The organism is Streptomyces sp. APSN-46.1 (assembly GCF_022815725.1).
In the GTDB taxonomy this organism is placed as follows: Bacteria; Actinomycetota; Actinomycetes; order Streptomycetales; family Streptomycetaceae; genus Streptomyces.
In genome coordinates this window covers 454,724-477,388 of the sequence record NZ_JALGRF010000001.1, presented here as the reverse complement: position 1 = coordinate 477,388, position 22,665 = coordinate 454,724, and the positions used below count along the sequence as shown (strand labels likewise).

18 protein-coding genes and 3 pseudogenes are annotated in these 22,665 nt (G+C 70.0%); 7 read left to right on the top strand and 14 right to left on the bottom strand.

All coding sequences use genetic code 11. From position 1 onward, the window contains the following. Positions 1–734: 734 nt before the first annotated feature. Positions 735–1,358 (bottom strand): TetR/AcrR family transcriptional regulator, encoded by a 624-nt coding sequence (locus MTF65_RS02105; protein ID WP_243626427.1) that lies wholly within the window; start codon positions 1,356–1,358, stop codon positions 735–737. Between the two features lie 106 nt (positions 1,359–1,464). Between MTF65_RS02105 and MTF65_RS02100 the strand changes: the two genes are divergently transcribed. Beyond that, complete coding sequence (locus tag MTF65_RS02100) at positions 1,465–2,019, top strand: carboxymuconolactone decarboxylase family protein (protein WP_243626426.1); 555 nt, start codon at positions 1,465–1,467, stop codon at positions 2,017–2,019. Positions 2,020–2,079: 60 nt separating this feature from the next. Here MTF65_RS02100 and MTF65_RS02095 read toward each other — a convergent pair whose 3' ends face one another. The 5 genes and pseudogenes from MTF65_RS02095 to MTF65_RS30605 form a co-directional block, all read right to left on the bottom strand. Then, positions 2,080–2,649: a hypothetical protein gene (locus MTF65_RS02095; protein WP_243626425.1), complete on the bottom strand. Its 570-nt coding sequence runs from the start codon at positions 2,647–2,649 to the stop codon at positions 2,080–2,082. Positions 2,650–2,656: 7 nt separating this feature from the next. Continuing rightward, complete coding sequence (locus MTF65_RS02090; RefSeq protein ID WP_243626424.1) at positions 2,657–5,518, bottom strand: DNRLRE domain-containing protein; 2,862 nt, start codon at positions 5,516–5,518, stop codon at positions 2,657–2,659. A gap of 107 nt (positions 5,519–5,625) precedes the next feature. Continuing rightward, positions 5,626–6,483, bottom strand: a complete 858-nt coding sequence (locus MTF65_RS02085; protein ID WP_243626423.1) for a cytochrome c biogenesis CcdA family protein — start codon at positions 6,481–6,483, stop codon at positions 5,626–5,628. 7 nt (positions 6,484–6,490) lie between these two features. Further along, positions 6,491–7,069, bottom strand: coding sequence for a redoxin domain-containing protein (locus MTF65_RS02080; RefSeq protein ID WP_243626422.1), 579 nt, complete (start codon positions 7,067–7,069; stop codon positions 6,491–6,493). Between the two features lie 75 nt (positions 7,070–7,144). After that, positions 7,145–7,389 (bottom strand): annotated as a pseudogene (locus MTF65_RS30605) (ATP-binding protein); the annotation flags it as partial. Between the two features lie 194 nt (positions 7,390–7,583). On the opposite strand from MTF65_RS30605, the gene MTF65_RS02070 reads away from it, so the two are divergent. Next, on the top strand, positions 7,584–8,132 hold the full coding sequence (locus tag MTF65_RS02070) for a hypothetical protein (RefSeq protein WP_243626420.1): 549 nt from the start codon (positions 7,584–7,586) through the stop codon (positions 8,130–8,132). Positions 8,133–8,360: 228 nt separating this feature from the next. Next, positions 8,361–9,125, top strand: coding sequence for a potassium transporter TrkG (locus MTF65_RS02065; RefSeq protein ID WP_279398633.1), 765 nt, complete (start codon positions 8,361–8,363; stop codon positions 9,123–9,125). Here the strand turns inward: MTF65_RS02065 and MTF65_RS30600 are convergent. Beyond that, positions 9,032–9,232, bottom strand: a pseudogene (locus MTF65_RS30600) (hypothetical protein); the annotation flags it as partial. The gene MTF65_RS02065 and the pseudogene MTF65_RS30600 overlap by 94 nt on opposite strands. Before the next feature lie 1,260 nt (positions 9,233–10,492). Continuing rightward, positions 10,493–10,999 (bottom strand): hypothetical protein, encoded by a 507-nt coding sequence (locus MTF65_RS02060; RefSeq protein ID WP_243626419.1) that lies wholly within the window; start codon positions 10,997–10,999, stop codon positions 10,493–10,495. 183 nt (positions 11,000–11,182) lie between these two features. Here MTF65_RS02060 and MTF65_RS02055 point away from each other — a divergent pair, with 183 nt between their 5' ends. The 3 genes from MTF65_RS02055 to MTF65_RS02045 all read left to right on the top strand — a co-directional run bounded on the left by MTF65_RS02055 (position 11,183) and on the right by MTF65_RS02045 (position 14,464). Further along, the gene (locus MTF65_RS02055) at positions 11,183–11,347 is read left to right on the top strand and encodes a hypothetical protein (protein ID WP_243626418.1); all 165 of its coding nucleotides are present in this window, start codon (positions 11,183–11,185) and stop codon (positions 11,345–11,347) included. Between the two features lie 336 nt (positions 11,348–11,683). Further along, a complete protein-coding gene (locus MTF65_RS02050) occupies positions 11,684–13,390 on the top strand; it encodes a transthyretin-like family protein (protein ID WP_243626417.1) in 1,707 nt (568 codons plus the stop codon). Positions 13,391–13,480: 90 nt separating this feature from the next. Next, positions 13,481–14,464 carry a helix-turn-helix transcriptional regulator gene (locus tag MTF65_RS02045; RefSeq protein WP_243626416.1) on the top strand — a complete coding sequence of 328 codons (984 nt, stop codon included), beginning with the start codon at positions 13,481–13,483 and terminating at the stop codon, positions 14,462–14,464. A gap of 245 nt (positions 14,465–14,709) precedes the next feature. Here the strand turns inward: MTF65_RS02045 and MTF65_RS02035 are convergent. Both MTF65_RS02035 and MTF65_RS02025 read right to left on the bottom strand, forming a co-directional pair. Then, positions 14,710–15,336, bottom strand: a pseudogene (locus tag MTF65_RS02035) (PHP domain-containing protein); the annotation flags it as partial. Positions 15,337–15,583: 247 nt separating this feature from the next. Further along, complete coding sequence (locus tag MTF65_RS02025) at positions 15,584–15,880, bottom strand: hypothetical protein (protein WP_243626415.1); 297 nt, start codon at positions 15,878–15,880, stop codon at positions 15,584–15,586. Between the two features lie 363 nt (positions 15,881–16,243). On the opposite strand from MTF65_RS02025, the gene MTF65_RS02020 reads away from it, so the two are divergent. Further along, a complete protein-coding gene (locus tag MTF65_RS02020; protein ID WP_243626414.1) occupies positions 16,244–16,693 on the top strand; it encodes a nuclear transport factor 2 family protein in 450 nt (149 codons plus the stop codon). A gap of 454 nt (positions 16,694–17,147) precedes the next feature. Here the strand turns inward: MTF65_RS02020 and galK are convergent, their stop codons facing one another. The 4 genes from galK to MTF65_RS02000 form a co-directional block, all read right to left on the bottom strand. Further along, positions 17,148–18,287: a galactokinase gene (galK, locus tag MTF65_RS02015; protein WP_243626413.1), complete on the bottom strand. Its 1,140-nt coding sequence runs from the start codon at positions 18,285–18,287 to the stop codon at positions 17,148–17,150. Then, positions 18,284–19,273 (bottom strand): UDP-glucose 4-epimerase GalE, encoded by a 990-nt coding sequence (galE, locus tag MTF65_RS02010; protein ID WP_243626412.1) that lies wholly within the window; start codon positions 19,271–19,273, stop codon positions 18,284–18,286. The genes galK and galE overlap by 4 nt, the downstream gene beginning before the upstream one ends. After that, entirely contained in the window at positions 19,270–20,367 is a 1,098-nt protein-coding gene (galT, locus tag MTF65_RS02005) for a galactose-1-phosphate uridylyltransferase (RefSeq protein ID WP_243626411.1), read from the bottom strand. The genes galE and galT overlap by 4 nt, the downstream gene beginning before the upstream one ends. Before the next feature lie 99 nt (positions 20,368–20,466). Continuing rightward, complete coding sequence (locus MTF65_RS02000) at positions 20,467–22,644, bottom strand: NPCBM/NEW2 domain-containing protein (RefSeq protein WP_243626410.1); 2,178 nt, start codon at positions 22,642–22,644, stop codon at positions 20,467–20,469. Positions 22,645–22,665 lie beyond the last annotated feature (21 nt).

Sequence of the window (22,665 nt, the reverse complement as noted above, 5' to 3'; positions counted from 1 at the left end):
TGAGGCAAGCGCCCCACCAGCTGGTCTGGCTGACGGTGGCCACCAGGCCCGACTGGATGAGCAGAGGCTGGGTACGAGGCGTCCCGGTGCCGGTCGAGGCGCTGGCCGAGCCAGTGGGCATACAGGCCGTTGACGGTGACGGCCAGGACCATGCCCGGCTTGACCAGAGTCAACGGCGATTCCATGTTCGGCCGGAGGAAGAGGCTTGCACGCCGTCAGGCTCAGGGCGACCCGCACCGGTGCCCGCGCCCCGCCTGTCCCTGCAGACGGCGGCCACCAGAGGAATGCGTAGGTCAGCGGCCCGCGTGGCACAAAAGGACCAACTGCCAGTGTGCGTTACGTGCAGAGTAGGCAATATGTGCAGCGCGCTGACGCTGTTCGCCACCTCTCGTCCGGGCAAACAGGGCCCATGCCGAGCCGCCTGAGCGTCCTACGCCCGCCCCACGACTCTCGCCGAGACGGCGCACCCCATCTCGCCCGATGCACCCGAAATTCATCGGAGTGCGCTGATAGATGTCGGGGGTGATGCCGACGGCATCCGCAGCGATTGCCCCCTCTTCGTACAGGCACTGGTAGACGCTGTTACGGGCCGGAGCAACGATGGCGGCCACGGCGGCGGTCAGGGAGACAAGCTGTGAGCGAGCGCCGTCGTCCGATCGGTGGCCCGATCATCAGCCGGATCCGGCGTCCGAGCGAACGCAGGCGCAAGGGCCGGTCGACCGATGGGAGAGCGGTCACCCGGAGCCCGCACCGGCCGAGGCCGCCGCCTCTGGATCTCCTCCATTTCGCACACGTGCGGCCAGGAGGAGCTCTGCCGTCGCCCGGGCGGTCATGGCGCTGGTGGCGGAGCGGTCCAGGTGGGCGCCGGCGATAGCTCCGTCGCAGAGCTGGACGAGGGCACCGGCCAAGGCGCTGTCCTCGCCGACGCCGAGCGGCTCCAGCAGGCGGGTGAACAGGGCGGGCAGCCAGGCACGGTCGTCGGCGATGGCGGCCCGGATACCTTCGTGGTGCGGGTACTCGGCGGCCGCGTTGGTGAATGGGCAGCCCCGGAAGCCGGGGTCCTGGAACGCCTCGTGGAAAACATCGAAGACCGTCAGCACCCGGGCGAGCGGGTCCTGGGTCCGCGCCTCCACCTCCTGTGCCACGTGCGTCCGCCAGCGGTCGCTGCGACCTCGGAGGTACGCCTCCACCAAGTCCTCCTTGGTGCGGAAGTGCACGTACATCGAGGACTTCGCGACCCGACTCTCGGCGATCACGCGGTCGATGCCGACCGAGTGGATGCCCTCGGCGTAGAACAACGTGTCCGCGGTGGCCAGCAGCCGTTCCCGTACCGGCAGAGTCCCTGCCTTCATTCCCATGCCCCAAGTATCAAACAGACAGATCTGTTTGACAACGCGGACGAGCATCCCTAGCTTGATCATATCGAACGAACAGGTCTGTTCGATCTGACTCCAAGGAGCTTCGATGTCCCGCGTGAACCTCATCGACCCGGCTAACGCGACCGGCGCCAGCGCCGAGCAACTGGCCGCCACCCAGCGCGTGTTGGGTGTCGTACCGAACATGGCCAAGGCGATGGCCCACAGCCCGGCCGCCCTCAAGGGCTTCCTCGGTCTGTTCGACGCGCTCAAGGAGGGCGTGCTCTCCGCCGGCATACAGGAGCGCATCGCGCTGGTGGTGGCCGAGCTCAACGGCTGCAGCTACTGCCTGTCCGCCCACACGATGGTGTCCCTGAACGTCGCCAAGCTCTCCGAGGACGAGATCGAGGCCGCCAGGCGAGGCACCAGCTCCGACCCGAAGGCGGCCGCCGTACTGCGCCTCGCGGTGGCGATCACCGAGAACCGGGGCCGGATCGGTGACGACGCCTTCGCGGCGGCCCATGAGGCCGGGCTGACGAACGAGGAGATCGTCGAGGTCATCGCCAACACCGTCCGGAACATCTTCACCAACTACGTCAACGAGGCCCTCGACGTCGACGTCGAATGGCCGCTCGTGACCCCGTACTCGCGCTCCGCCGCCTGAGCCCCAACAGCACGGCGGCCCGCCGGCTGGATGCCGGCGGGCCGGTCGCTAGGGGGCTGGTCAGGCGCGCTTGACGATGAAGTCGCACCAGGCGGTCCACTCGGAGACCGTGGAGCCGTCCTTCACGCGCATCCGCCAGCGGTACTCGCCGTCGCCGAGCTTGCCCTCGGGGAGCTGGTAAGCGGCGTCGTGGCTGGTGTCGCTGGTCAGCTGCTTGCGCACGACCTGCTGTCCGTCAGCGGCGTCGACCTCGAAGACGACCTTCCGGCGCGGACCGGCCGAGCCGGGTGTCTCCACGCTTCCGGGGGGTGCGATCGACTCCAGGGTCGTGGCGAGGGTCGGCGACCCGCTGGTCACGACCGGCTTGCCCGCGGTGCCGCCGCAGAATTGGAAGCCGGCGTACGGGCCGTCCGAGATCCGCGGCACCTCGGGCGTGCGCAGCAGCAGGTCGTCCGGGCCGCCGTCGGCCGCCGTCGACGCCGTGGTGTTCCCGGCCGAGCCGGAGAGGGCTGCGGACAGGGGCGCGGCGGCCGCGCCGATGGCCACGGCCGCGACGACCGCGAGGGTGACGCGGCCGGGCCGCACCCGGACCTTGTTCCACACACGCATGGCTGTGTCTCTCTTCCTCATCGGTCGGCTACTTGACGTAGACCGTGTGGCCGGGCTCGGGCGGGGCGATCTGGGTGCACTTGTACGTGGTCCAGCGGTGCTCGGCGACCAGACGCTTGCCCTGCGCCTCACAGCCGCCGAGGTTGCTGAGGTCCTCGTACTTGACCCAGTCGGCGGCGGTGTTGGGGGTGAGCTTGTTGGCCGTCACGTATCCGGCCGCCTGGCCGCCGGCGGCGACGCCGTCGGTGCCGTCCCACCGGAAGTGCACGCCGAGCCAGACCCGGCCGACCGCGTTCTCGTTGGCCGCCGCGGAGAAGGAGCTGAACGTCCGGGTCACACCCAGGGCGTTGGGGTCCTCGGTGGTGCCGGTCCACGTCATCTGGTCGGTGCCGAACCAGTCCCGCATGACCCTGGCCCACGCACCGCCGAAGGTGGCGTGACCGGAGATGTACGCGGGGAAGGCAGGGCTGAAGTGCTGTCCGTTCGCGTCCTGGGACAGCGGCTGCCAGTTCGGGTCGCCGACGGTGTTCGCGTTGCCGTCCCCGTCCTCGCGGATCGCGCTCTCCGGGCGCCACAGGTCGATGTCGGTCTGGTACTTGGCGTCCCAGGCCGTGACCGCGGCGTCGGCCATCGCGAACGCGGTGAGCGCGAACAGCTTGGCGTTGCCGGCGACCGTCGTGCCCTGCTGGCGGGAGAGGATCTGGGTGTGCTGGAACAGCTGGCCCGGCGGCTTGTAGGTGCGGTCGAGGTCATTGGCCCAGAACAGCGCGGCTTGAGTCTGGTCGGCGGTCCGGGTGGTGGAGTCGGCCCGGCCCAGGCTCTTCACGTCGTTGAACTGGTCGGTGTACGGCTGGCTCGCCAGCAGGCTGTTCATGGCCGTGTGGCCGGCCGGACCGGCCGGGCGGAACTGCGTACCCGAGGCCATGCCGAAGGGCTTGACCTTGCCCCACTCGGGGGTGGCGCCGGTGCCGGTGCCGGTCGGACGCCAGTAGCCGGGAGCCGTGCTGCCCAGGTACGGAGCCGCCGGGGCCGAGCCGTCGTTCTCGCGGGCCGTGATCATTGCCGCGGCCGTCTTCTGACCCACCTCGGTGCCCGCGGCCCGCTGTTCGGCGGTGACCGCGGCCGGGATCGTCGAACGGGCTGCCGCGATCTCGTCGTCGAAGTTCAGCTGCGGGTAGACCGACTTCAGGACCTCGAACGCCGCGTGGTCAATGGCGCTGTTCACGTCCGGCATCGCGCCGTTGGTCGCGGTGGCCTTGACCAGGTACGGGGCACCCAGGCACTTGGCGGCGCCCTCGGCGCAGCGGGCCGAGTTGGCGGCGTCGTAGACCGCGCCGTGCATCATCGCGCCGGCCCGGGCCAGCGGGCCGGGAGCTCCGCCGACTGTCCTGTACGTGGCCAGGAGCACGTCGTTCCAGTAGACGACGTGGTCCTTGACCGGGTCGGCCGGCGCCTCGTACGTGACCAGGATCGACGGGGCGTTGGCGGGCGCGTCGGCGGAGGCGAAGATCTTGAACGCCTTGTAGTCGGCCTCGTCCGCGGCCCGCAGGCCGATGGTGTCCACCGTGCGGGTGGTCTGGGACCACTGCTTGACGAGCGGAGTGATGTCCTCCGACAGCCAGCGCGGGCCGCAGTCGCCGTGCCCGTACGTCTGGGTGGACGAGGTCACCTTCGAGCGCCACGCGGGCTGGGTGTTCCAGCGGGTGGCGGCGTCGGCGGTGCCGGTGTCCCAGATCTCCCAGGAGCGTGCTTCACAGGAGTCCGACCACACCGAGTAGAGGTTGAGCTCGGCGTTGAGGATGTCCTGCCCGGTGACGGACCCGTTGCGCGGGAAGTTGACGAAGGAACGGGCCTCGCCGCGCTGCCACTCGTGCCCGACGTTCAGGCCGATGTTCCCGGAGAAGTCGTCCACGTCCCCGTTCCGGACGAAGGTGTCGAAGTTCGTCCCGAAGTACACGGCCGGGTCGATGGTGACCGGGTACGCGGTGTCCGCGGCCGCCAGGAAGCCCTGATCCGCAGTGACCTTGAGGTCGAAGCCCTCGTCTCGCTGCGCGACGTCCAGGCCGACCTTGGCCTTGCGGGCTCCCTCTCGGCCGGCCTGGTCGCGCGAGGCGTCCCACATGAAGGGGGTCGGCAGCTTGCCGACCGGCTTGCCGGTCCTGGCATCGGTGAGGGTGACGGACTCGTCGCCGCCTTCGACGGCCTTGATGCCCTTGGTCCGCACCGGAAGGGTGAAGGACGCGGCGCTCGCGGCCGCAGAGCGGTCCTTGACCACGAGGTACTGCTCGAAACCGGTCCGGGTGGCCTCGACGACCAGGTCGGTGGCGGGCATGACGTTGACGTACGTCGCCTTGGCACCGTCGAGCACCGGCTCGGGCAGTGCGCCCTTCCACCCGAGGGAAACGGCCTGCTCACCGCTGCCGAGCGCGACCAGGTTACCGCCGCCGGCGCCGGTACGGCCGGCGAGCTTGAGCCCGCGCGGGTGGGCCTTGGAGCGCACCGAACCGTCCGCGTCCTTCACGAGGTTCACGTCGACCGGAACCCACCGGTCGCCTTGGCGGAACCGCACCGGCCCGGCGAAGGACTCGACGGCCATGGTGCCGTCGGGATTCGCCCAGAGCGTGGTGGTCTCCGTGCGGGCCCCGACGACCTCGATCCGCCGGCCCTGGGCCTGCGCGGTGAGGCGGGCAGCGGACTCCTCCCGCTGCTGGACGGTCCGTACGACGTCACGCGGCACGTCCGCGGCTGCCGCCGCAGGAGCGGCCGCGGCGGCGATGAGGCCGGCTTCGGCCAGCAGAAGGAAAGAGAGTGGGACGGCCAGGCTCGCGCCGGCGCCCAGGCGACGGGCCGGTCCTCGCGACCGGTCGAGTGGCCTGATGGATCTGTGCACGCTGTCAACTCCTGGTGATCAGAAGAGCTTTGGTACAGACGTGCGGATGCTCGCAATGATCAACCGAGCGTGTCCAGACTGTTTCCCACCGCGAGCGGGTGATGATCCTAACGACGGAACGGGGAACTCCGTCGAGAGCGGCGACGCACGGCAAGGGCACCCACCAGCAGGGCCACGAAGAGCGCGGCCAGGGTCACAGGCGCGATCGAGTCGAGCAGGTCGGCGATCGTCCGCTGAACGGTCCCGGCCGCTTCGATGACCGGATCCTGGGTGGCGGGGTCGCGTTGGACGCGGATCTCGTACCAGCCGTAGTACGCCACGTAGGCGCCAACGAGGAGCAGGAGTCCGCCGCCGATCCGGGGCGCGATCGCGCCGGCCCGACGAAGTCGGGTCACGGCGGTGCTGCGGGTGAGGGCGACGGTCAGGGAGGCGACGCCGACGATCAGACCCATGCCGAGGGCGTACGCGGCGAAGAGGAGGACACCCTCGGCGGGCGAGCCACTGCGGAAGGCGGAGACGACGATGGCGAGGAAGGGAGCGATCGTGCAGCCCAGGGAGGCCGTGGCGTAGGCCATCCCGAACAGCGCCATGGAGGGCACCGACCTGGTGAGGGCAGGGGCTCGCCGGAGTTTCGGCGCCAGGGCGGGCAGTTGCCGTCCGGCGAGCAGCCAGACGCCGACGGCGGCCATGAGGAGGCCGAAGGCGATGGTGAACCAGGGCAGGTGTTCCTGGACCTGGCCGGCCACGGGCTGGATCGCCAGGCCGAATATGCCGAAGAGGGCGGCGAATCCGGCGGTGATGGAGGCGGTGGCGGTCAGCGCGCGGCCGATGGCGACCGTGCGGGTGGGCGAGTCGTCGCCGAGGACGAGCAGGGAGAGGTAGGCGGGGAGCAGGGCGAAGCCGCACGGGTTGACGGCCGCGAGGACACCCGCGGTGAGGGCGAGGGCAAGAGGCAGATCGGACATGGTCAGCTCAGCCGGTCAGTCCGGAGACCTTCTCCGCCAGCCCCTTGCCGGCGGGCAGGACGCCCTCGTAGACGGTCTTGCCGTCCTTGTCGAGGATGACGTAGCGGCTCTGTTCCGTGACCTTGAACCGCTTCCAGACCTCCCCCTTCTCGTCAGCCAGCTGCGGGAAGCCGCCGGTCTTGGTGCCGCTGACGAACTCCTTCATGGCCGAGTTCTTGTCCAGGCCCGCGACACCGATGACGTTGACCTTGCCCGCGAAGTCAGCGGCGACCTTCGCGGTCTCGGCGGCCTGAGCCTTGCACTTGGGACACCAGGGGGCCCAGAACCACAGCACGGTGGGCTTGCCCGCGAGGGCCTTCGCGTCGAACGGCTGTCCCTCCACGGTGGTGGCGGCGAAGTCCAGGACGGCAGGCACCTGCGCACCGGCGGAACCGCTCGTGCCGGCGTCCGAAGGGCTGGGCGACTGGACAGGCGTCGGGGCCGTCGACGACGCGGAGCCCGCGTCCGTGCCCTCGCCGCTACCGCAGCCGGTGAGGGCGAGGAGTGCGGCGGCAAGGACGGCCGGGGCAAGGGGGCGGGCGCGCATGTGGACTCCTGTGTGTTCGGGGCGTGGCCTGGTGTGACTGTAGGCCGCCGCCAAGGTGAGCGGGCGGTGACGGCCTTACGGTTTGATGACGTCCCGGTGGGCGAGGTGGTGGCCCGGGTCGGAGGCGCGGGCGATCGCGTTCTCCAAGGCGGCCACTCGGTCAGCGACCAGGCCGAGCGCGGCTACGGCCTGCTCACCGGGTCGTCGCCGACGCCGCCGACGGCCTGGCTGCGGAGGTAGGCGGCGGTGATCTCGGCCCAGCGGGCAACCTGCTGCGGGCTGAGCGTGCCGCGCAGCGCGGCGAGCTTGAGGAGGTTGGCCAGTCTCGTCAGCCGGGTCAGTGACGACGTCGACCTGTTCACCCCGATCGGACGCGCCGAGGGGGAGCTGCCGCAGGCGATCGCACCCCTCGTCGAGGCGTACCGGACAGCCGGGTACCTGGTCCAGGTCACTCAGCAGGCACAGGTGTACGCGCGCCTGCGTCACCGATCCCGCCTCCGGCGCCCAGTCGAAGGTGGAGCTGGTCGGCGACTTGCTGCACCACCCGCCGGTCCAATCGGACCTCGGCCCGGTCCTCCACCTCGACGACCTGGCCGCTGCCAACACCGGGGCTCTGTTCGGCCGTGCCGAAGTCCGGGATGCCATCGACGTCAACCCTTTGCTGAAGGCCGGCCATACCCGCGCTCGACTGCTCGAACTCGCTGCACAGAACGAGGCCGACCCAGCCTCGACGAGTACGCGTCTGCCCTCGCCGGCGTCCAGCACCACACCGACAGGCAGTTCGCCGCATACGGCCTCGATGCCCCGGCCACGGCCGCCATCCGCGAGGAGTTCGCGGCCTGGCACCGCGAGCTCACCGACCGGGTGGGTGCCGGGCGGCCATGAAGCGGGCGAGGGCAGAACGAACCACCCGACAGGCTCGTGCTGTTCGTCGAAGCGGCAAGGGCGCGGCGGAGAAGTCCGCCGCGTTGGCGAAGAAGAGCGGCGAGTCAAGCGTTCCCGCAAGAAGAAGGCCCGTCACAAGCAGGCCGCCAACCACGGCAGCAAGGCCGGTCAGCGCTGACCGGCGCCCGCTGACCGATTCGACCTGGGAGCGGGGCGGCCCACCATCCGGGGGCCGCCCCGCTTCGGCGCCAACGACGATCTCGATCACCCGCGGCTCGAACCAGTGGCCGTTCCCCGCGTGCCTGCGCCACCGGCTGCCGCCTGTGGGGGAAACAGACCGGACATCCGCCCACGGTCCCGGGGCCTCCGTCCTCTCGAAGGTAGGGTGACGCCGCCGGTCCTTGACATGTCTTTGACGCTCGGACCCCACGGTGGTGCGAGACGGAGGAAGGGCGGCCGGGTGCCGGGACGTGTTGCGGGGGTATGGCATTCGCTGTTCACCGCCCACCCGGCGCGCACGGTGGTGTCGGCGTTCGCGCTGGTGATCGCCGTCGGAACGGTGCTGCTGATGCTCCCGTTTTCCTCCCAGGACGGCTCGACGACGGATGTCCTGACGGCGCTGTTCACGTCCACCTCGGCGGTGTGCGTGACCGGGCTGGTCGTCGTGGACACCGCTACCCACTGGAGCGGCTTCGGCGAGGGCGTCATCCTGGCGCTGATCCAGGTGGGTGGCTTCGGCATCATGGCCATGGCCTCACTGCTCGCGCTGCTGGTGTCGGGAAAACTGCGGCTGCGCATGCAGTTGACCGCGGCCGCGGAGACCAAAAGCCTCGGCATCGGCGACATCCGGCGGGTGCTGCTCGGCGTCGCCGGATGCACCCTGATCGTCGAACTCGCGGTGGGCGCGTTCCTGGCGCTGCGGCTGCGCTTCGGCTACGACCGGTCCTTCGGCGAGGCCGCCTATTCGGGTTTCTTCCACGCGGTCTCGGCCTTCAACAACGCGGGCTTCGGACTGCACGGCGACAGCCTTACGCCCTACCGCGCCTGCGGCACCGTACGCGGCGGCCGGGAGAGCGACACCCGCCCGAGCAGCCCGGCCCGAACCGGTCGCCCCACCTCCAACGGCTGCTCACGCGCCGCGGGCACCACCAGTGTCACTTTCTCCAGATAGACATCCCTCAGCTCCCCCGCCAGCCGGTGGGCGAGTCCGTCGTCGCCGCATACCATCATCTGCGCGGACTCGTCCGGCAGTTCACCCCGTGAAGTATTCGATTGCACGTGCCCAGCATGCCGTGCGCCTACCCGTCACAGAGCCGGTGCTGCGGCCGACTATCCGCATCAGGCGGATCCTCGATCCTCGCCGCCTGCCACCGGGCCTTTCGGTCCGCCTCGGCCCGCTTCTCGTCGATCCGGCGTTGGGCGTCTTACCTCGAGCGGAGTTCCACCTCGCGCAGGACCGCACCGAGGAGTCTTCCAGCCTCACCGCTTTCATCCCTGACTGCCAACCCCTTGACCCCCCTTCCAACCCCGCGAGGCGAGGGTGCGGCTGAGACCGTGCCAGTGGGGCCTCCGCATGGTAAGGAGTTCAGGTGCCGCTACAGCTAAACAAACGGCAACAACAGGTGCTGCAACGGGTCGGCCGAGGATGCCCTGAGGGCGTGTGGGAAGGAACCCCAAGCTCAGCTGCCAAGCCCTACAAAGCCGGGGACTGGTCAAAGTCTCCAAGCGGCAGGGGCAATGGTCCGTCGCTCTCACCAAGGCCGCCAGCAATACCTGGACCACGGATCCCATCCGCCCGATCAACCTCGCAGCAGAGACACCGCATCCGCGCAACGGGCTGGAATCCAGTCACCTGCCGTGGCCAAGGACCAGAAGCCCAGAGCAAAGGCAGCCGCGCCCGTTCCAGCGCAGAGAATCAGGCCCCTTCCGCGGAAGAAAGCCCAGACCGTCACGGAGCAGCTCCTGGAAGAGCTCGCCGAAGCCGACGGCCGAATCGTCAAACGTGAAGCCAGCGGCCGAGAGACCGAGAAATGGCCAATCCGTGTCGCCGCAGCGCGCCGGTCGGGAAAGATCCCCGAGACCAAACTGCACGCCGGCTGGTGCCACGACGGATACGAAATTCGGCTCGTCGACACCCCCGCCTGGCACTTGGCCGTGCTGTCACCCGTTCCCGTACCGGCACGGATCACCACTCCACACCCAGTGGTCAAAGCTCTGCAGGCGCACCCCCAGCCCATGGCAACGCAGAGGCTCGGGTACTCCAGCGCCTTCGGCACGGCCGAGAGCGCACCCGCACCACATCGCCGGCGAAACGGCCCTCCCCACTTCACCATCACAGCCCAGGGCGAGCGATGAGACTTCCTCATCCTGCAGAAACAGGACCGCACATGCGAGTACTGCCCTGACCCTGCCCAGGGAGGCATGCTGATGTCGCGCCCGGCTGCACTCGGACGCGACACCCCTCCATCGCCGCTGGCGTGAGTGGGAGCAGAAGGGCTCCGATCCAGACGACTGCTGGCAGGTCACGGGGCCCATCTGTCAGGCGTCCTGCCCCTCGTCGTGCCCGGCCAGCTGCGCTCGTAGCCATTCAGCCTCGTCCTCGGCCCGGCGCAGTCGGCGCTCCAAGACAGCGCGAGCAGGCGGTGGCGGGCATTCGGGCTGCGGCGCCTCTTCGCGTGGAATGAGCCAGCCCACGCGCTGATACGCGATAATCGCACGAGCGTGGGGGCACGTATGGCAAGACCGCTCCGGCCTCGGAATCGGCCAGCCTGCCGCCAGCATGCGGCGGGTGTGCTCCCGTTGGTGTTCGGGTTGAAGCATCGGGTCCGAGACCCAGACCTGCTCGAATTCCTCGATCATCTGTTTCACCCTTTTGGCCTCGACCAAGCGAGGCCCATCACCGGGTTTCCAGCCGAGGGTTGGCGCTACGACCTCTTCGACGTGGCCGCAGGCCAGCGTTACCGTCCAGAAAGCCGACGTGTGTGCGTCATCGTGGCGGATCACGGCCCATTCGGGTGGCTCCACCGGGTCCGCGGGAAAGCTCACCTCTCGACGGTCTCCCCACTCAATGATGTCGCGGACATAATCCGGACCGACGCTGACCGCTTGCTGACCCGGACTCCGGCGGCACGACGCTGGCCTGCGGAAACACCCAGAGGCTAGATGCCGGACTTAAAGATTGCACGAAACACGGAGAGACTGCCGATTTGCCCGCTCCCCGCCTGCGCTTTGCAGGCCCAGGCCGAGACCGCCCCTCTGGACCGGGTCCGGACGGCCGACTGGCTGGTGACCCACCTCCTCGGCGGCCTGAACGACGCCACCGACATCGACCTCTTCGACTACCACGAGGTACTGGGTGAGCCCGGCCTTGCCCGCGCCCGGGACTGGTGGTAGCCGCCTGGCAGGCCAAGCCCACCGGATGGGCGGAGAAGTGTCTGAGGGAACGCCTCCTCAAGGCCGATGGCGGCAGCATGGACGCGCAGCCCTTGTCGCCAACGATGACGTGCAGGTCGAGGAAGGCCCACCTGCCGACTGGGCACGCGCAGCGTGGCTGCCCGAACGGCAGACTTCCGGGGCCGATCGCTATGGCGGCGCGCGCCGCATCATGGCCCGTTTGCCGCTTGCGGCCACTGCCGGATGGTGCCGGCGACACGGATGAGCCACCACACGGTCCCCAACAACGATAGAACGCACCTTCGTTCGGAGTTCACCGACTCGAAGGGATCGTGTATGTATCTTCGCCGTACGCGAATACGCCGCATCGCAGCGCGCGCCGGACTGTATGCGGCGGTGCTCGCGCTCGCCGCGCCGGGCGCGGCTCTCGCCCAGGCGTCCGCGGGTGGGGAGCAGTGCAGACCACTTTCCCGCGCGGCGGGTGAGCAGACGGACGAGGGCGCTTCATGCGTGTCCGTCGCGCTGCGGATGTCCCAGGCGCCCGTGTTGGGAGAGCAGGTCCGGGTCGACATCGAGGTCAGCACGACCTTGGCCGAGTCGGATGTGCGGTTGGAGATCCAGCTGCCAGCCGGGCTGGTGTGGGCAGAGGCGCCGTCCGGGCTGCACGCGTCGACGGCCGCCTCACTCGTGCCCGTCCAGGGCGGGCGGGTCCATCGGGCCGAAGGTGCCGGGCGCACCGGGCGCGAGCGGCCATGGCGCCTGCGGGGGACCGTCCGAGCCGTCGCGCCGGGCGCCGCGGGTATCCGGGCGAGCGCGACCTCGGCAGCCGATGCCGAGGACACCGACTCCAGCAGTGTGTTCCTCACGATCGGCGCGCAACGGTCAGCCTTCGGGATCCCGGTGCGGGACGTGGCTGAGCTGGCGCCCGCAGCGCCGGGCGCCGGGCGGGCTCACGCGCGCCTGGACCATCAGCCCGCTGAGGCCGCCGTCTCCGGCCAGGCCTCGGCCACGTCGGTCGCTGCGGGCAGTGCGTGCGCCACGGGATCGTGGAACTACGTCGATCACGGGGGCGTGACGCGGGTGTCCGCGAACGCGCGGGTGGTCGTGTACGACGACGACGCCAGGGGCGCGGACGACCTGCTCGCCACCGGGCTCACAGGGGCCGACGGCAGGTTCCATCTGTGCTTCGACAATACCGAGGAGGACGGCAGCGGGCAGGACGTGTACGTCCAGTTCGCCACCGAGAACCAGAGCTGGATCGTACGGAACGGCAAGTCACGCCAGCCGTATCGCTTCGCCAGCGGTGTGAGAGCCGATGTCGCCACCGGCACCACCGCCGATCTGGGTGCGGTCCAGCCCGCCGATGCGGCCCTGATGCGCGGCGTGGAGGCATTCGACACGGTGAACGCTGGGTGGAACTGGAAGCCCGGCAGCACCTGTTGGGACCAGCGCGACACAACGTGCCGGCGCGGGATCGTCAACTGGGCACCGGACTCCACCGACGGCACCTACTACTCCCTCCAGGGCAACGCCGTCCACCTCGCTGCCGAGGACCCCGACGCGCCCATCCTGGTCCTGCACGAGTTCGGGCACGCGCTCATGGACGACGTGTACGAAGACGCCTTTCCCTCCTCGCCGAACTGCAGCCCGCACTACATCACCCGTACCAGCTCCGCCGGCTGCGCCTGGACCGAGGGCTTCGCCACCTGGTTCGGTGTGGTGGTGCTGGACGATCCGACCTTCAGGTGGCCGGGTGGGCGTACCCAGGATCTGGAGGGGCCGACCTGGGGCACCAACGGGTGGGACAACGGGGACACCGTCGAAGGCCGCGTCCTCGGGGCGATGATCGATCTGGCGGACACCGCGAACGAGCCCGGTGACAACTGCGCCGAGGAGCCGGCCGGTCCACTGTGGAACACCTTCCTAGACCATGTCTCGGTCACCTTCGCCCAGTTCTGGGCGCACCGCGCGGCCGACGGCTACGACGTGGGGGCCGGAGCACTCGACTGCCTTCACCACAACACGATCGACTACCGCGGATAGCTGAGGGGTGTCTTCCGGATGGGCGGGGTCCGGCGCATCATGCCGAGCGAGGTGGTGCGCACGCCCCCGCCCCTTGGTACCTTGCCGACCATGGCGAGGGGGAGAGTCGGCGAAGCCCTGAGACGGCTGGGTATCGGCGACGAGGCGGTCCGGGTCTACCTGGCCCTGCTGGAGCTGGCGCCCGCGCCGCTGTCTGAGGTCGCCGCCGCCGCGGGGATGAACGGCACGCGCCTGGTCCCGGCGTACGGGGAACTCCTGGACGCGGGGCTGGCCAGCGCCGCGATCAGCGGCCTGGACACCGTGGCTCCGCTCCCGCCCGCAGCCGCCCTGCAGATCCTCAGCCGGTATCGCGCCGCCGAACTCGACGCGTCCTGTGTGACGGTGGCCGGGGCGTTCGACGCGTTCCAGCGCCAGCGACAAGGCGGGGCCGGCCGTGATCTCGTGGAGGTCGTGACCGGGGACGAGATAGGGCCGCGCCTGCGCAAGACGTGGGACAGCGCGCGTGAGCAGATCCGCCAGTTCGACTCCCCGCCCTACTTCCCCATTCCCACCGCGACCGACGAGGCGCTGGCCACCCTCGCCCGCGGGGTGACGCAGCGCGTGGTGTACTCGCGGCAGTCGCTGGAAGTGCCAGGGCGGCTGGCCGAGTGCATCGAGCCGTGCGTCGCTGCCGGTGAACAGGCGAGGGTCGCGCCGTCGGTCCCGGTGAAACTCATCATCATCGACGACGAGTACGCCCTGGTCTCGCTCTCGATCAAGGAGGTCGACACCCACCACACCATGCTCGTCGTGCAGCCGTCCGGTCTCTTCACCGCCCTTGTCGCGCTGTTCGAGCACACGTGGCAGGGCGCGCTCCCCTTCCACGGCGCCGCCCCCACGCCACGCCGCCTCCACCCTGCGGACCGGCGGCTGCTCGCTCTCCTCTCGGCAGGCGTCACCGACACGGAGATCGCCAGGCAAATCGGCATCAGCCGACGCACCCTCTACCGTCGCATCGAGGTCCTGATGACCCGGCTCGGCGCAGCGACCCGCTTCCAGATGGCCCTTCAGGCCCAGCGCCACGGCTGGCTGTAAGCGGCCTCGTGAGGCCCGTAGCCAAGCCACGGCCCAGTACCTGAACGCAGCCGGCATATGCGACACCCTCCTGCTCCACCTGTACGGGTCCGACGGCGTCAGCTCGGCTGAGGGCGTCCGGCACCTCGTACGGCTCTGCGATCCGGCCACGGAGATCACCAGCGGCGCCTATTACGACCGCGGCGAGCGCGTCGAGCCCGCACCGGCCCGCGGTTCGCATATCCGGTCAGCTGTCCCCAGGTGTTGAAGACCGCGTCGAAGTCGGCATCGATGCCTGGGCGTTTGCCGATCCGGCGGGTCGTGGGATGGCCGAGGACGGCGACGTTCGGGATCTCGCAGGCGCGGACGAGACGGTGGGTGAGTTCCCGCCTGTTTTGGTCGAAGTGGGAATGGACCGAGGCGACGCATATGTCGAAGTCCGCGAGGAACTCGTCGGGCCAGTCCAGTGCGCCGTCCGGGCCGATGTTGAGTTCGGTGCCGTGCAGCAGCCGCATCTTGTGGTGCGCGCCATCCAGTGCACGCACCCGCTCGCGCTGGGCGAGGATCTTCTCGGTTGTCATGCGCTGCATGTACAGGTTCGGGGCGTGGTCGGTGACCGCGTAGTGCGCATAGCCGCGGGTGGCAGCGGCGGCGATCATGTCTTCCAGCGGCGCCAGCCCGTCGGTGAGGTCGGTGTGGGTGTGAAGATCTCCACGGACGTCCTTCTCCGCGAGAGGGGGTCCCAGGTACTCAAGGATCTTGTCGGCGACCGACTTGCCGACGTTCGGGATCTCGCGCAGGCCCTTGGGGTCGAGTGTCGAGACATCCTCCGGGTAGCCCGCGACGACACGAGCGGCTTTCTCGTAGGCGCGCGCCTTGAAGCCTCCCCGCCTTGGATCGCGATGAGGTCGGCGTACTCCTGGAGCAGGGCCTCGACCTGGTCGTTGGCTCGGGCCATCCTCCAGGGTGCCCCCGCGTGCCCCGGACAGGCACGCCGGGCGCCCTGGTCGCGGCCCGGCACAACCGGCTGGTGATCCCCTGGCCGGCCGGATCGTCGAGGAAGGCCCGCCGGCCGCCCTGCTCTTCATGAACTGGCGCGGCCGCTGGCGAACCGAGGCGTTACGCCGACGTGGCCCCCGGTTACCGTACGGGAAGAGTGAGTTCGCCTCCGCGGTAGAAGCTCTCCCGCTCCTCGACGACGTATGGGGCCATGACCTCACGCCGCCGTTTCTCCGCGTCGGAGGACCGCCACGCGTCGCACGCTTGTCTGGAGTCCCAGAGCGACACTCCGGTGATCTCCTGCCCGTCCTCGGACCAGTACGCATATGCGCGGCGGAGGCCCTCAGGGAGGGAACCCGGGCGCCATGCCCTCTCGAACTCCTCCAGGGTGCCCACCTTGATGCGGCGCGTTGTCACCCAGACAAAGCGCTCCTCCATGGCAGCCTCCTCAGGAGCGGGGGTCGGCCCGCTCCGTCCCTCTGACCACCGTAAGTCCGTGTAGCCGCTCTCGCCTCCGAGCCGGTCGCTCCCCTGCTGCGACGCACCGACCGTCTACCTGCGCTGGATGGATCGAGGCTGCGCAAGCAGACCGCTGACAGCACGTACGAATGCATGGCGGAGCTGCTGCTCAGCGCCCGTGCCTGCCACTGCACGCCGCCGAACGACTCACCGGGTGGCCGCAGCCGGTGAGCCGGGGTGTGTAGGTTGACTGCCCGTCGCCGCCCCGCTCGGAGGCGCGACCTCTTCTTCCCACAGCCTTCAGGAGGCCCGCCATGCCCGCGTTTCCCTCTACCCCCACCAGTGCCCGCCCCGGCGCGGACCCCTGAGACGGCCGCCGCCGTGTGGCAGGTGATCACCACCATGTACGAGGCCTATTCCGCCGGGGACCGCGCGCGGATCGACGCCTGCCTGGACCAGGAGGCCACTGTCTGGGATTCCGGGACGGCGGAGCTGCTCTTCGGGAAGCCGGACCTGGACCGGGTCCGTGAGGAACGGCCGACCGCTGGTAAGGGGCCGACGGAGACCGGGCTGGAGACGTACGGGCAGGTCGTGGACGTCTTCGGCGACATCGCGGTGCTGCGTTTCTGGCTGCGGGTGGAGTTCGCGCCTGATGCATCGGCCGGTGAGCTGCGCCCCGAGCTGGTGCGCAACACCGCGGTCCTGCGACGGGGCGGGGACGCGAGGTGGCGCATCGTGCACCTGCACGAGGACGTGCGGCAGCCGGGTGGTATCCCCGTCGGCGATCACTGAACCGGGCACGGCGCACTGTCGTGGATCTCCACCCGTGCGCCGCGCACAGCCCTTCCGGAACGCCCCCGGGGGTCCGGGGGGGGGGAGCCTTCAGGCACGTGCCGAGAGGCCGTCGGACCACTTCCTGCCGTCACGCCCGTAAGTCGACGTCCCGGGGGCCCAGTCCGGTCCCATGCTGACTGTTCGCTGACCTGGACCTGCCTATCAGGCCTTTGACCTGCGCGAATACCCAGATATCAGGTGTTGGACTCGAACATGGTACGAAACATGAAGAAACTCCCGAAATGTCTGCTCCCTGCCTGCTCATCGCAGGTCAAGGACGGTCTCCGCAGATTACAACCATTCGCATGTTCGGTCAGCTTCCCCCGGGTCTTTCAGGACTCATGCTGACCGTTTGCTGACTTTTCCGACGCATCGTCAGGCCGCTGAGGCAGCCCTCCCGCGCGCCTCATCCCTACCGCAGCCGGCGGGCGCCCGCCGAGGGTGCGGCGGCGAAGATGCGGGGGGCGCGGTGGCCCGCGCTGCGGAAGGCGTCGGTCACGGCCTCGGCGACCGTGTCGGCCCTGCGGGCCTCGGCCAGGACGATGGCCGAGCCGCCGAAGCCCCCTCCCGTCATCCGCGCGCCCAGTGCTCCGGCCTCGTTCGCGGTGTCGACGACGAGGTCGAGTTCGGGGCAGGAGACTTGGAAGTCGTCCCGCAATGAGGCATGGCCTGCCGTCAGCACCGCGCCGATCTCGTGGATCTTCCCCGCGTCGAGCAGCGCGAGCACTTGTTCAACGCGCCGGTTCTCGGTGACGACGTGCCGTACCAGCCGGCGGGCGTGCTCGTCGGGGAGCCGGTCGAGGGCGGCGGCCAGGCCGTCGAAGGGCACCTCGCGCAGCGTACGGACACCGAGCGCCGCCGCGCCTGCCTCACAGCCGGCCCGGCGCGCGCCGTACGCCCCGGTGCTGTGGTCGTGTTCGACGCGGGTGTCGACCACGAGCAGCCTCAGCCCGGCCGCGGCCAGGTCGCAGGGGACCAGGCGTTGTGCGCCGTCGCGGATGTCCAGATGGAGGGCGTGTCCTTCGGTGCAGCACGCCGACGCGGTCTGGTCCATGATCCCGGTCGGGGCGCCGGCGTAGAGGTTCTCGGCACGTCGGCACAGCTCCGCCAGGACCGGGCGTTCCAGGGCGAGCCCGTGGAGGTCGCCGAGGGCGAGTGCGGTGACCACCTCCAGGGCCGCGGACGAGGACAGTCCGGCGCCGGTCGGCACCGTGCTGTCGTAGTGGATGTCGGCGCCGCCGACCGCGTGTCCGGCCTCGCGCAGTGCCCACACCACGCCGGACGGGTAGTCGGCCCAGCCATCTCCCCGGCCCGGCTTCAGGTCGCCGACCGTCAGTTCGACAACTGCGCCCGGTGCGGCACTGGAGTGCAGTCGCAGCCGGCCGTCGGTGCGGCGTGCGACGGCAGCGAGGATGGTGTTCGGCAGTGCGAAGGGCAGGACGAGGCCGTCGTTGTAGTCGGTGTGCTCACCGATCAGGTTCACCCGGCCGGGAGCCGCCCAGACACCTTCGGGGGCGCCTCCGAAGACCGCTACGAACGCGTTGGCTGTCACTGTGTGTTCTCCGGGTCGAGTACGCGCCGGCTCTCGGCGAAGGTCCAGGCGTCGCGGACGATGTCCGCCAGATCGGTACGGGTCGGGCGCCAGCCCAGGTGTTCCCGGGCCCGGTCGGCGGAGGCCACGAGTTCGGCGGGGTCACCGGCCCGGCGCGCGGCGACGACTTCGGGCACCGGGTGTCCGGTGACGCGTCGGACGGTCTCGATGACCTCACGGACGGAGAAGCCCCGGCCGTTCCCGAGGTTGCAGATCAGATGCCCGCCGGCGGGGGCCGCGTCGAGGGCCAGCAGGTGGGCCTCCGCAAGGTCGGCGACGTGGATGTAGTCGCGGATGCACGTGCCGTCGAGGGTCGGGTAGTCGTCGCCGTGGATGCGGATGGCCTCCCGGCGGCCCTGCGCCACCTGGAGGACCAGCGGGATGAGGTGCGTCTCGGGGTCGTGGCGCTCGCCGTGCGGGCCGTAGGCGCCCGCCACGTTGAAATAGCGCAGTGAGACGGCGGACAGTCCATGGGCCGCGCACTCACCGCTGATCATCTGCTCGACGGCCAGTTTGGTGGCACCGTACGGGTTCGTGGGCAGCGCCGGGCAGTCCTCGGTGATCGGGACGGACCGCTGCTCACCGTAGGTGGCGGCGGTCGAGGAGAAGACCAGAGTCCGTACCCCGGACTCCCGCATGGCGGCGATCAGTTCCATGGCGCCGCCGACGTTGTTGCGCCAGTACTTGCCGGGGTCGGTGACCGATTCACCGACCTGCGAGCTGGCGGCGAAGTGGAGTACGGCGTCGTAGGAGCCGTCGAGTACCTTGCCGGCCTCCTGGATCCTCCCCTCGATGAACTCGGCGCCCGCCGGAACTGCCGCGAGGTGACCGGTGGACAGGTCGTCCAGCACGGTCACGCGGTTCCCGGTCTCCACGAGACGGGCGGCGGCGACACTGCCGACGTAACCGGCCCCGCCGGTCACCAGGACCTTCCTGGGGGTGCTCACCGGCTCGCCACCTCCCGCAGCCGGGCCGCCGCGGCCTCCGGCGGCACATCGTTGATGAACACGTTCATGCCGGATTCGGAGCCCGCGAGGAACTTGAGCCGCTCCGCGGCACGGCGGACCGTGAAGAGCTCCAGATGCAGCGCGAAGTCCTCCCGGTCGGCGTCCGGACGCAGCGGCGCCTGGTGCCACGCGGAGATGTACGGCGTCGGACCGCCGGCGCCGGCGAAGAGCCGGTCGAACCGGCGCAGCAGTTCGAGGTACACGTGTGGGAACTCCGCGCGGGCGGCCTCGTCCAGGGCGAGCAGGTCGGGTACCCGGGTGTTCGGGTAGAGGTGCACCTCGTAGGGCCAGCGCGCGGCGTGCGGGACGAACGCCGTCCAGTGCTCCGCTTCGATCACCATCCGCGCTCCGTCCTTCCGCTCCGCGGCGAGGACGTCGTCGAAGAGGTTCCGCCCGGTCCCCTCGCGGTGCGCGGCGACGCGGGTGGTCATCCGCTCGGTGCGCGGGGAGGTGAACGGGTACGCGTAGATCTGGCCGTGCGGATGGCCGAGGGTCACACCGATCTCCTTGCCCCGGTTCTCGAAGCAGAAGACCTGCTGCACACCGGGCAGCCGGGACAGCTCGGCCGTTCGATCGGTCCAGGCGTCGAGGACGAGACGGGCCTGTTCCGCCGTGAGGTCGGCGAAGGACGCGTCGTGGTCGGAGGTGAAGCACACCACTTCGCATCGCCCCACGCCCGCCCGGCGGTCGAACGGCTCCGCGATGACGTGTTCTTCGTGGTCCGGGGAGCCCGTCAGCGAGGGGAAGCGGTTCTCGAAGACGACGACCTCGTAGTCGTCGGCGGGAATCTCGGTGCGGCGGCCGTCGCCCGAGGGGCACAGCGGGCACTGGTCCGCGGGCGGGTGGTACGTACGGCCCTGGCGGTGCGAGGCGATGACGACCCACTCGTCGAGCAGCGGGTCGCGGCGGATCTCGGAGCTGGTCGAGGTGGCGTCGAGCGGCCGGGTGTCCTCCTCCCCCCGTACGAGGTCGTCCCCGGCGTCGTAGTAGATCAGCGCGCGGCCGTCCGCGAGCCGTGTCGTCGTCTTCTTCACTGGTGCTCCACTGGTTCGTGATCGAACAAGGGGTGGCCGGAGGCCACGTGGGGCGGCCTCCGGCCACCGTGCGTCCGACGTGCGACGGATGTGCGGCCGTCAGCAGGTCAGGCGCGCGTCGGCCCACTCCGAGTGGTCGTAGTGGTTGCCGTCATTGGCGTCCGTGGCCCTCAGCTCCAGTTCGGTGGCGCCGGTCACGTCCGCGGTGAGGGGGAGGCCGGGGTCGGTGCCGCGTACGACTCCGGTCTCGGCGACCTTCTTGCCGTCGGCCCACACCTCGAAGATGACGGAGCCCCTGGGGCCGTCCTCGTCGTCGATGCCGACGACCGCGCTGAAGGAGCGGCACGCGCCGCCCAGGTAGAAGTGCGCGGTGGACTTGGCGTGGGCGCCGAGGCCTTTGGCGTACGGGACGCCCTCGATGACCATCGGGAGGGCGCCCGGGCTCAGGTCGCGCTGGAGCGCGCCCCAGCCGACCAGCCAGGACATGACCGGCAGGTCACTGACGTACGGCGTACCGGCCGGGGCGGGCGGTGGGACGGTGACCTTGATGGTCTCGTCGATGGTGGCGGGAAGTTCGCCGTTCCAGCGGTACGCGGCCGTGGCCTTGAGTTCGTACGTGCCGGGGGCCGTGCCGGCCGGGGGCTTCACCGTCCAGGAGGAGCTGGTGGAGCGGCCGGCTCCCACCGTGCCCGTCGTCGGGCTGCCGGCCCGGGAAACGGTCCAGCCGTCGGGGGCCGTCACCGAAACCGCCGGGTGGACGGTCGCCGTGGGGCCGTGGTTGGTGAACGTCACGGAGAGCGGGTTGTCCGCGCCCGCGTTCGCCAGCACCACGGGCGAGCCCGGATAGGTCGGGCGGCCGGTCAGCCCGAGCGAGGTCGAAGGGCCGTTGGGCAGGGCGATCCGGTCGAAGTCCGGCGCCCAGCCGGTGGCGTTGCCGAACTCCAGGGTGTGGGCGCCCTCGGTCAGGGTCACGGTGGCGGTCGCCACGCCCGTACGGTCACCGCCTGTCGGCGGGAAGGAGAGCGTCATCGGCGCGCCGCCGTCAGCCTTGAGGGTGGCCTTGCGGTCGTCCGCGTCGCCGTTGGAGTAGGCGATCTTGAGGGTGTAGGTGCCGGTGTGGGGAACGGTGACGTTGTTGAAGCGGAGGGCCGAGCCCATGCCGACGTATCCGACCCTTCCGCCGGACCGGACCGCCTCACCGGTCAGGGTGTTGCCTGCGGCCTCCGCCTCGTAGGTGCTGTCGGCGTTCTGCGGGGCCCACGTACCCGACGCGGTGTCCAGGCTCCAGCTGTCCTGCCAGGACAGGTTCGCCGTGGTGCCGCTGATGTGCAGCGGCAGCCAGACCGGCTTGGAGTCGAACAGCCGCTGCGGGTTCCAGCGGTCGCCGACGTACATGTACGTGGTGCCGCGGCTGCCGGTGACCGGGACGATCGACGACGTCTGGGAGTCGAACGTGCGCGATCCCGCCGGGGCGAAGTTCTTGAACTCGCTCCACGGGCCGGCCGGTGAGGGCGCGGTCGCGTAGACGTTGTCGTTGGTGGACCAGCCCGTCAGGTAGGAGCCGAACAGGAAGTAGCGGCCGTCGACCTTGGCCATGGCGGGCGACTCGAAGCCGGCGACCAGGGCCGTGTTGCTCTCCACGGTCAGGTAGTCGTCGGACAGCTTGTCGATGCGCAGGCCGTGCTCGCGGTCCTCGGTGAGGAGATAGCCCGTGCCGTCGTCGTCCTTGAACAGGCCGATGTCCCGGCTCTGGAAGCCGAGCGGCCGCTCGCTGCCCCGGTAGGTGTACGGACCGCACGGGGTCGGGCTGGTGGCGACGCCGACCTTGGCCTCCTGGTATGTCTTGTCCTCGATGTGGAGGTACATGACGTACTGGCGGCTCTTGTCGTTGTAGATGACCTTGGGGCGCTCGACCACGCGGTTCGGGCCGAGGTCGCCGTCGGCCTGGCGGGACAGGGCGCTGCCCTCGTGGTGCCAGTCGGTGAGGTTCTTCGAGGAGTAGCAGGCGACGGCGTGGTACGTCTGGCCCGCCTCCTTGTCCTCGCCGACCATGTAGTACGTCGAGCCGACTTTGAAGATGCCCGCTCCGTGGGCCTGCACCAGGCGGCCGGTATCGTCGCTCCAGGCGGCGCCCGGGACGATGGGGTGGGTGGGCATGGGCGTGCCGCCCGGTGGGAGGCTCTCCGCCGCGGCCGGGGCAGTGGCCGGCGGGACCACTGTCGCGAGTGCTCCCAGGAGTACGGCGCCGAGCGCCGCCGTGATGCGTGTTCTTCGCATGATGGTGTTCCTTTACTGCCG

What these genes read in the sequence shown, in the direction of transcription:
- MTF65_RS02045 (WP_243626416.1), top strand. Translation starts at nt 13,481, where the DNA reads ATGGCGAGGGGGAGAGTCGGCGAAGCCCTGAGACGGCTGGGTATCGGC.
- MTF65_RS02025 (WP_243626415.1), bottom strand. Translation starts at nt 15,880, where the DNA reads ATGGAGGAGCGCTTTGTCTGGGTGACAACGCGCCGCATCAAGGTGGGC.
- MTF65_RS02085 (WP_243626423.1), bottom strand. Translation starts at nt 6,483, where the DNA reads ATGTCCGATCTGCCTCTTGCCCTCGCCCTCACCGCGGGTGTCCTCGCG.
- MTF65_RS02000 (WP_243626410.1), bottom strand. Translation starts at nt 22,644, where the DNA reads ATGCGAAGAACACGCATCACGGCGGCGCTCGGCGCCGTACTCCTGGGA.
- MTF65_RS02095 (WP_243626425.1), bottom strand. Translation starts at nt 2,649, where the DNA reads ATGAGGAAGAGAGACACAGCCATGCGTGTGTGGAACAAGGTCCGGGTG.
- MTF65_RS02100 (WP_243626426.1), top strand. Translation starts at nt 1,465, where the DNA reads ATGTCCCGCGTGAACCTCATCGACCCGGCTAACGCGACCGGCGCCAGC.
- MTF65_RS02080 (WP_243626422.1), bottom strand. Translation starts at nt 7,069, where the DNA reads ATGCGCGCCCGCCCCCTTGCCCCGGCCGTCCTTGCCGCCGCACTCCTC.
- MTF65_RS02065 (WP_279398633.1), top strand. Translation starts at nt 8,361, where the DNA reads ATGTCTTTGACGCTCGGACCCCACGGTGGTGCGAGACGGAGGAAGGGC.
- MTF65_RS02105 (WP_243626427.1), bottom strand. Translation starts at nt 1,358, where the DNA reads ATGGGAATGAAGGCAGGGACTCTGCCGGTACGGGAACGGCTGCTGGCC.
- MTF65_RS02050 (WP_243626417.1), top strand. Translation starts at nt 11,684, where the DNA reads ATGTATCTTCGCCGTACGCGAATACGCCGCATCGCAGCGCGCGCCGGA.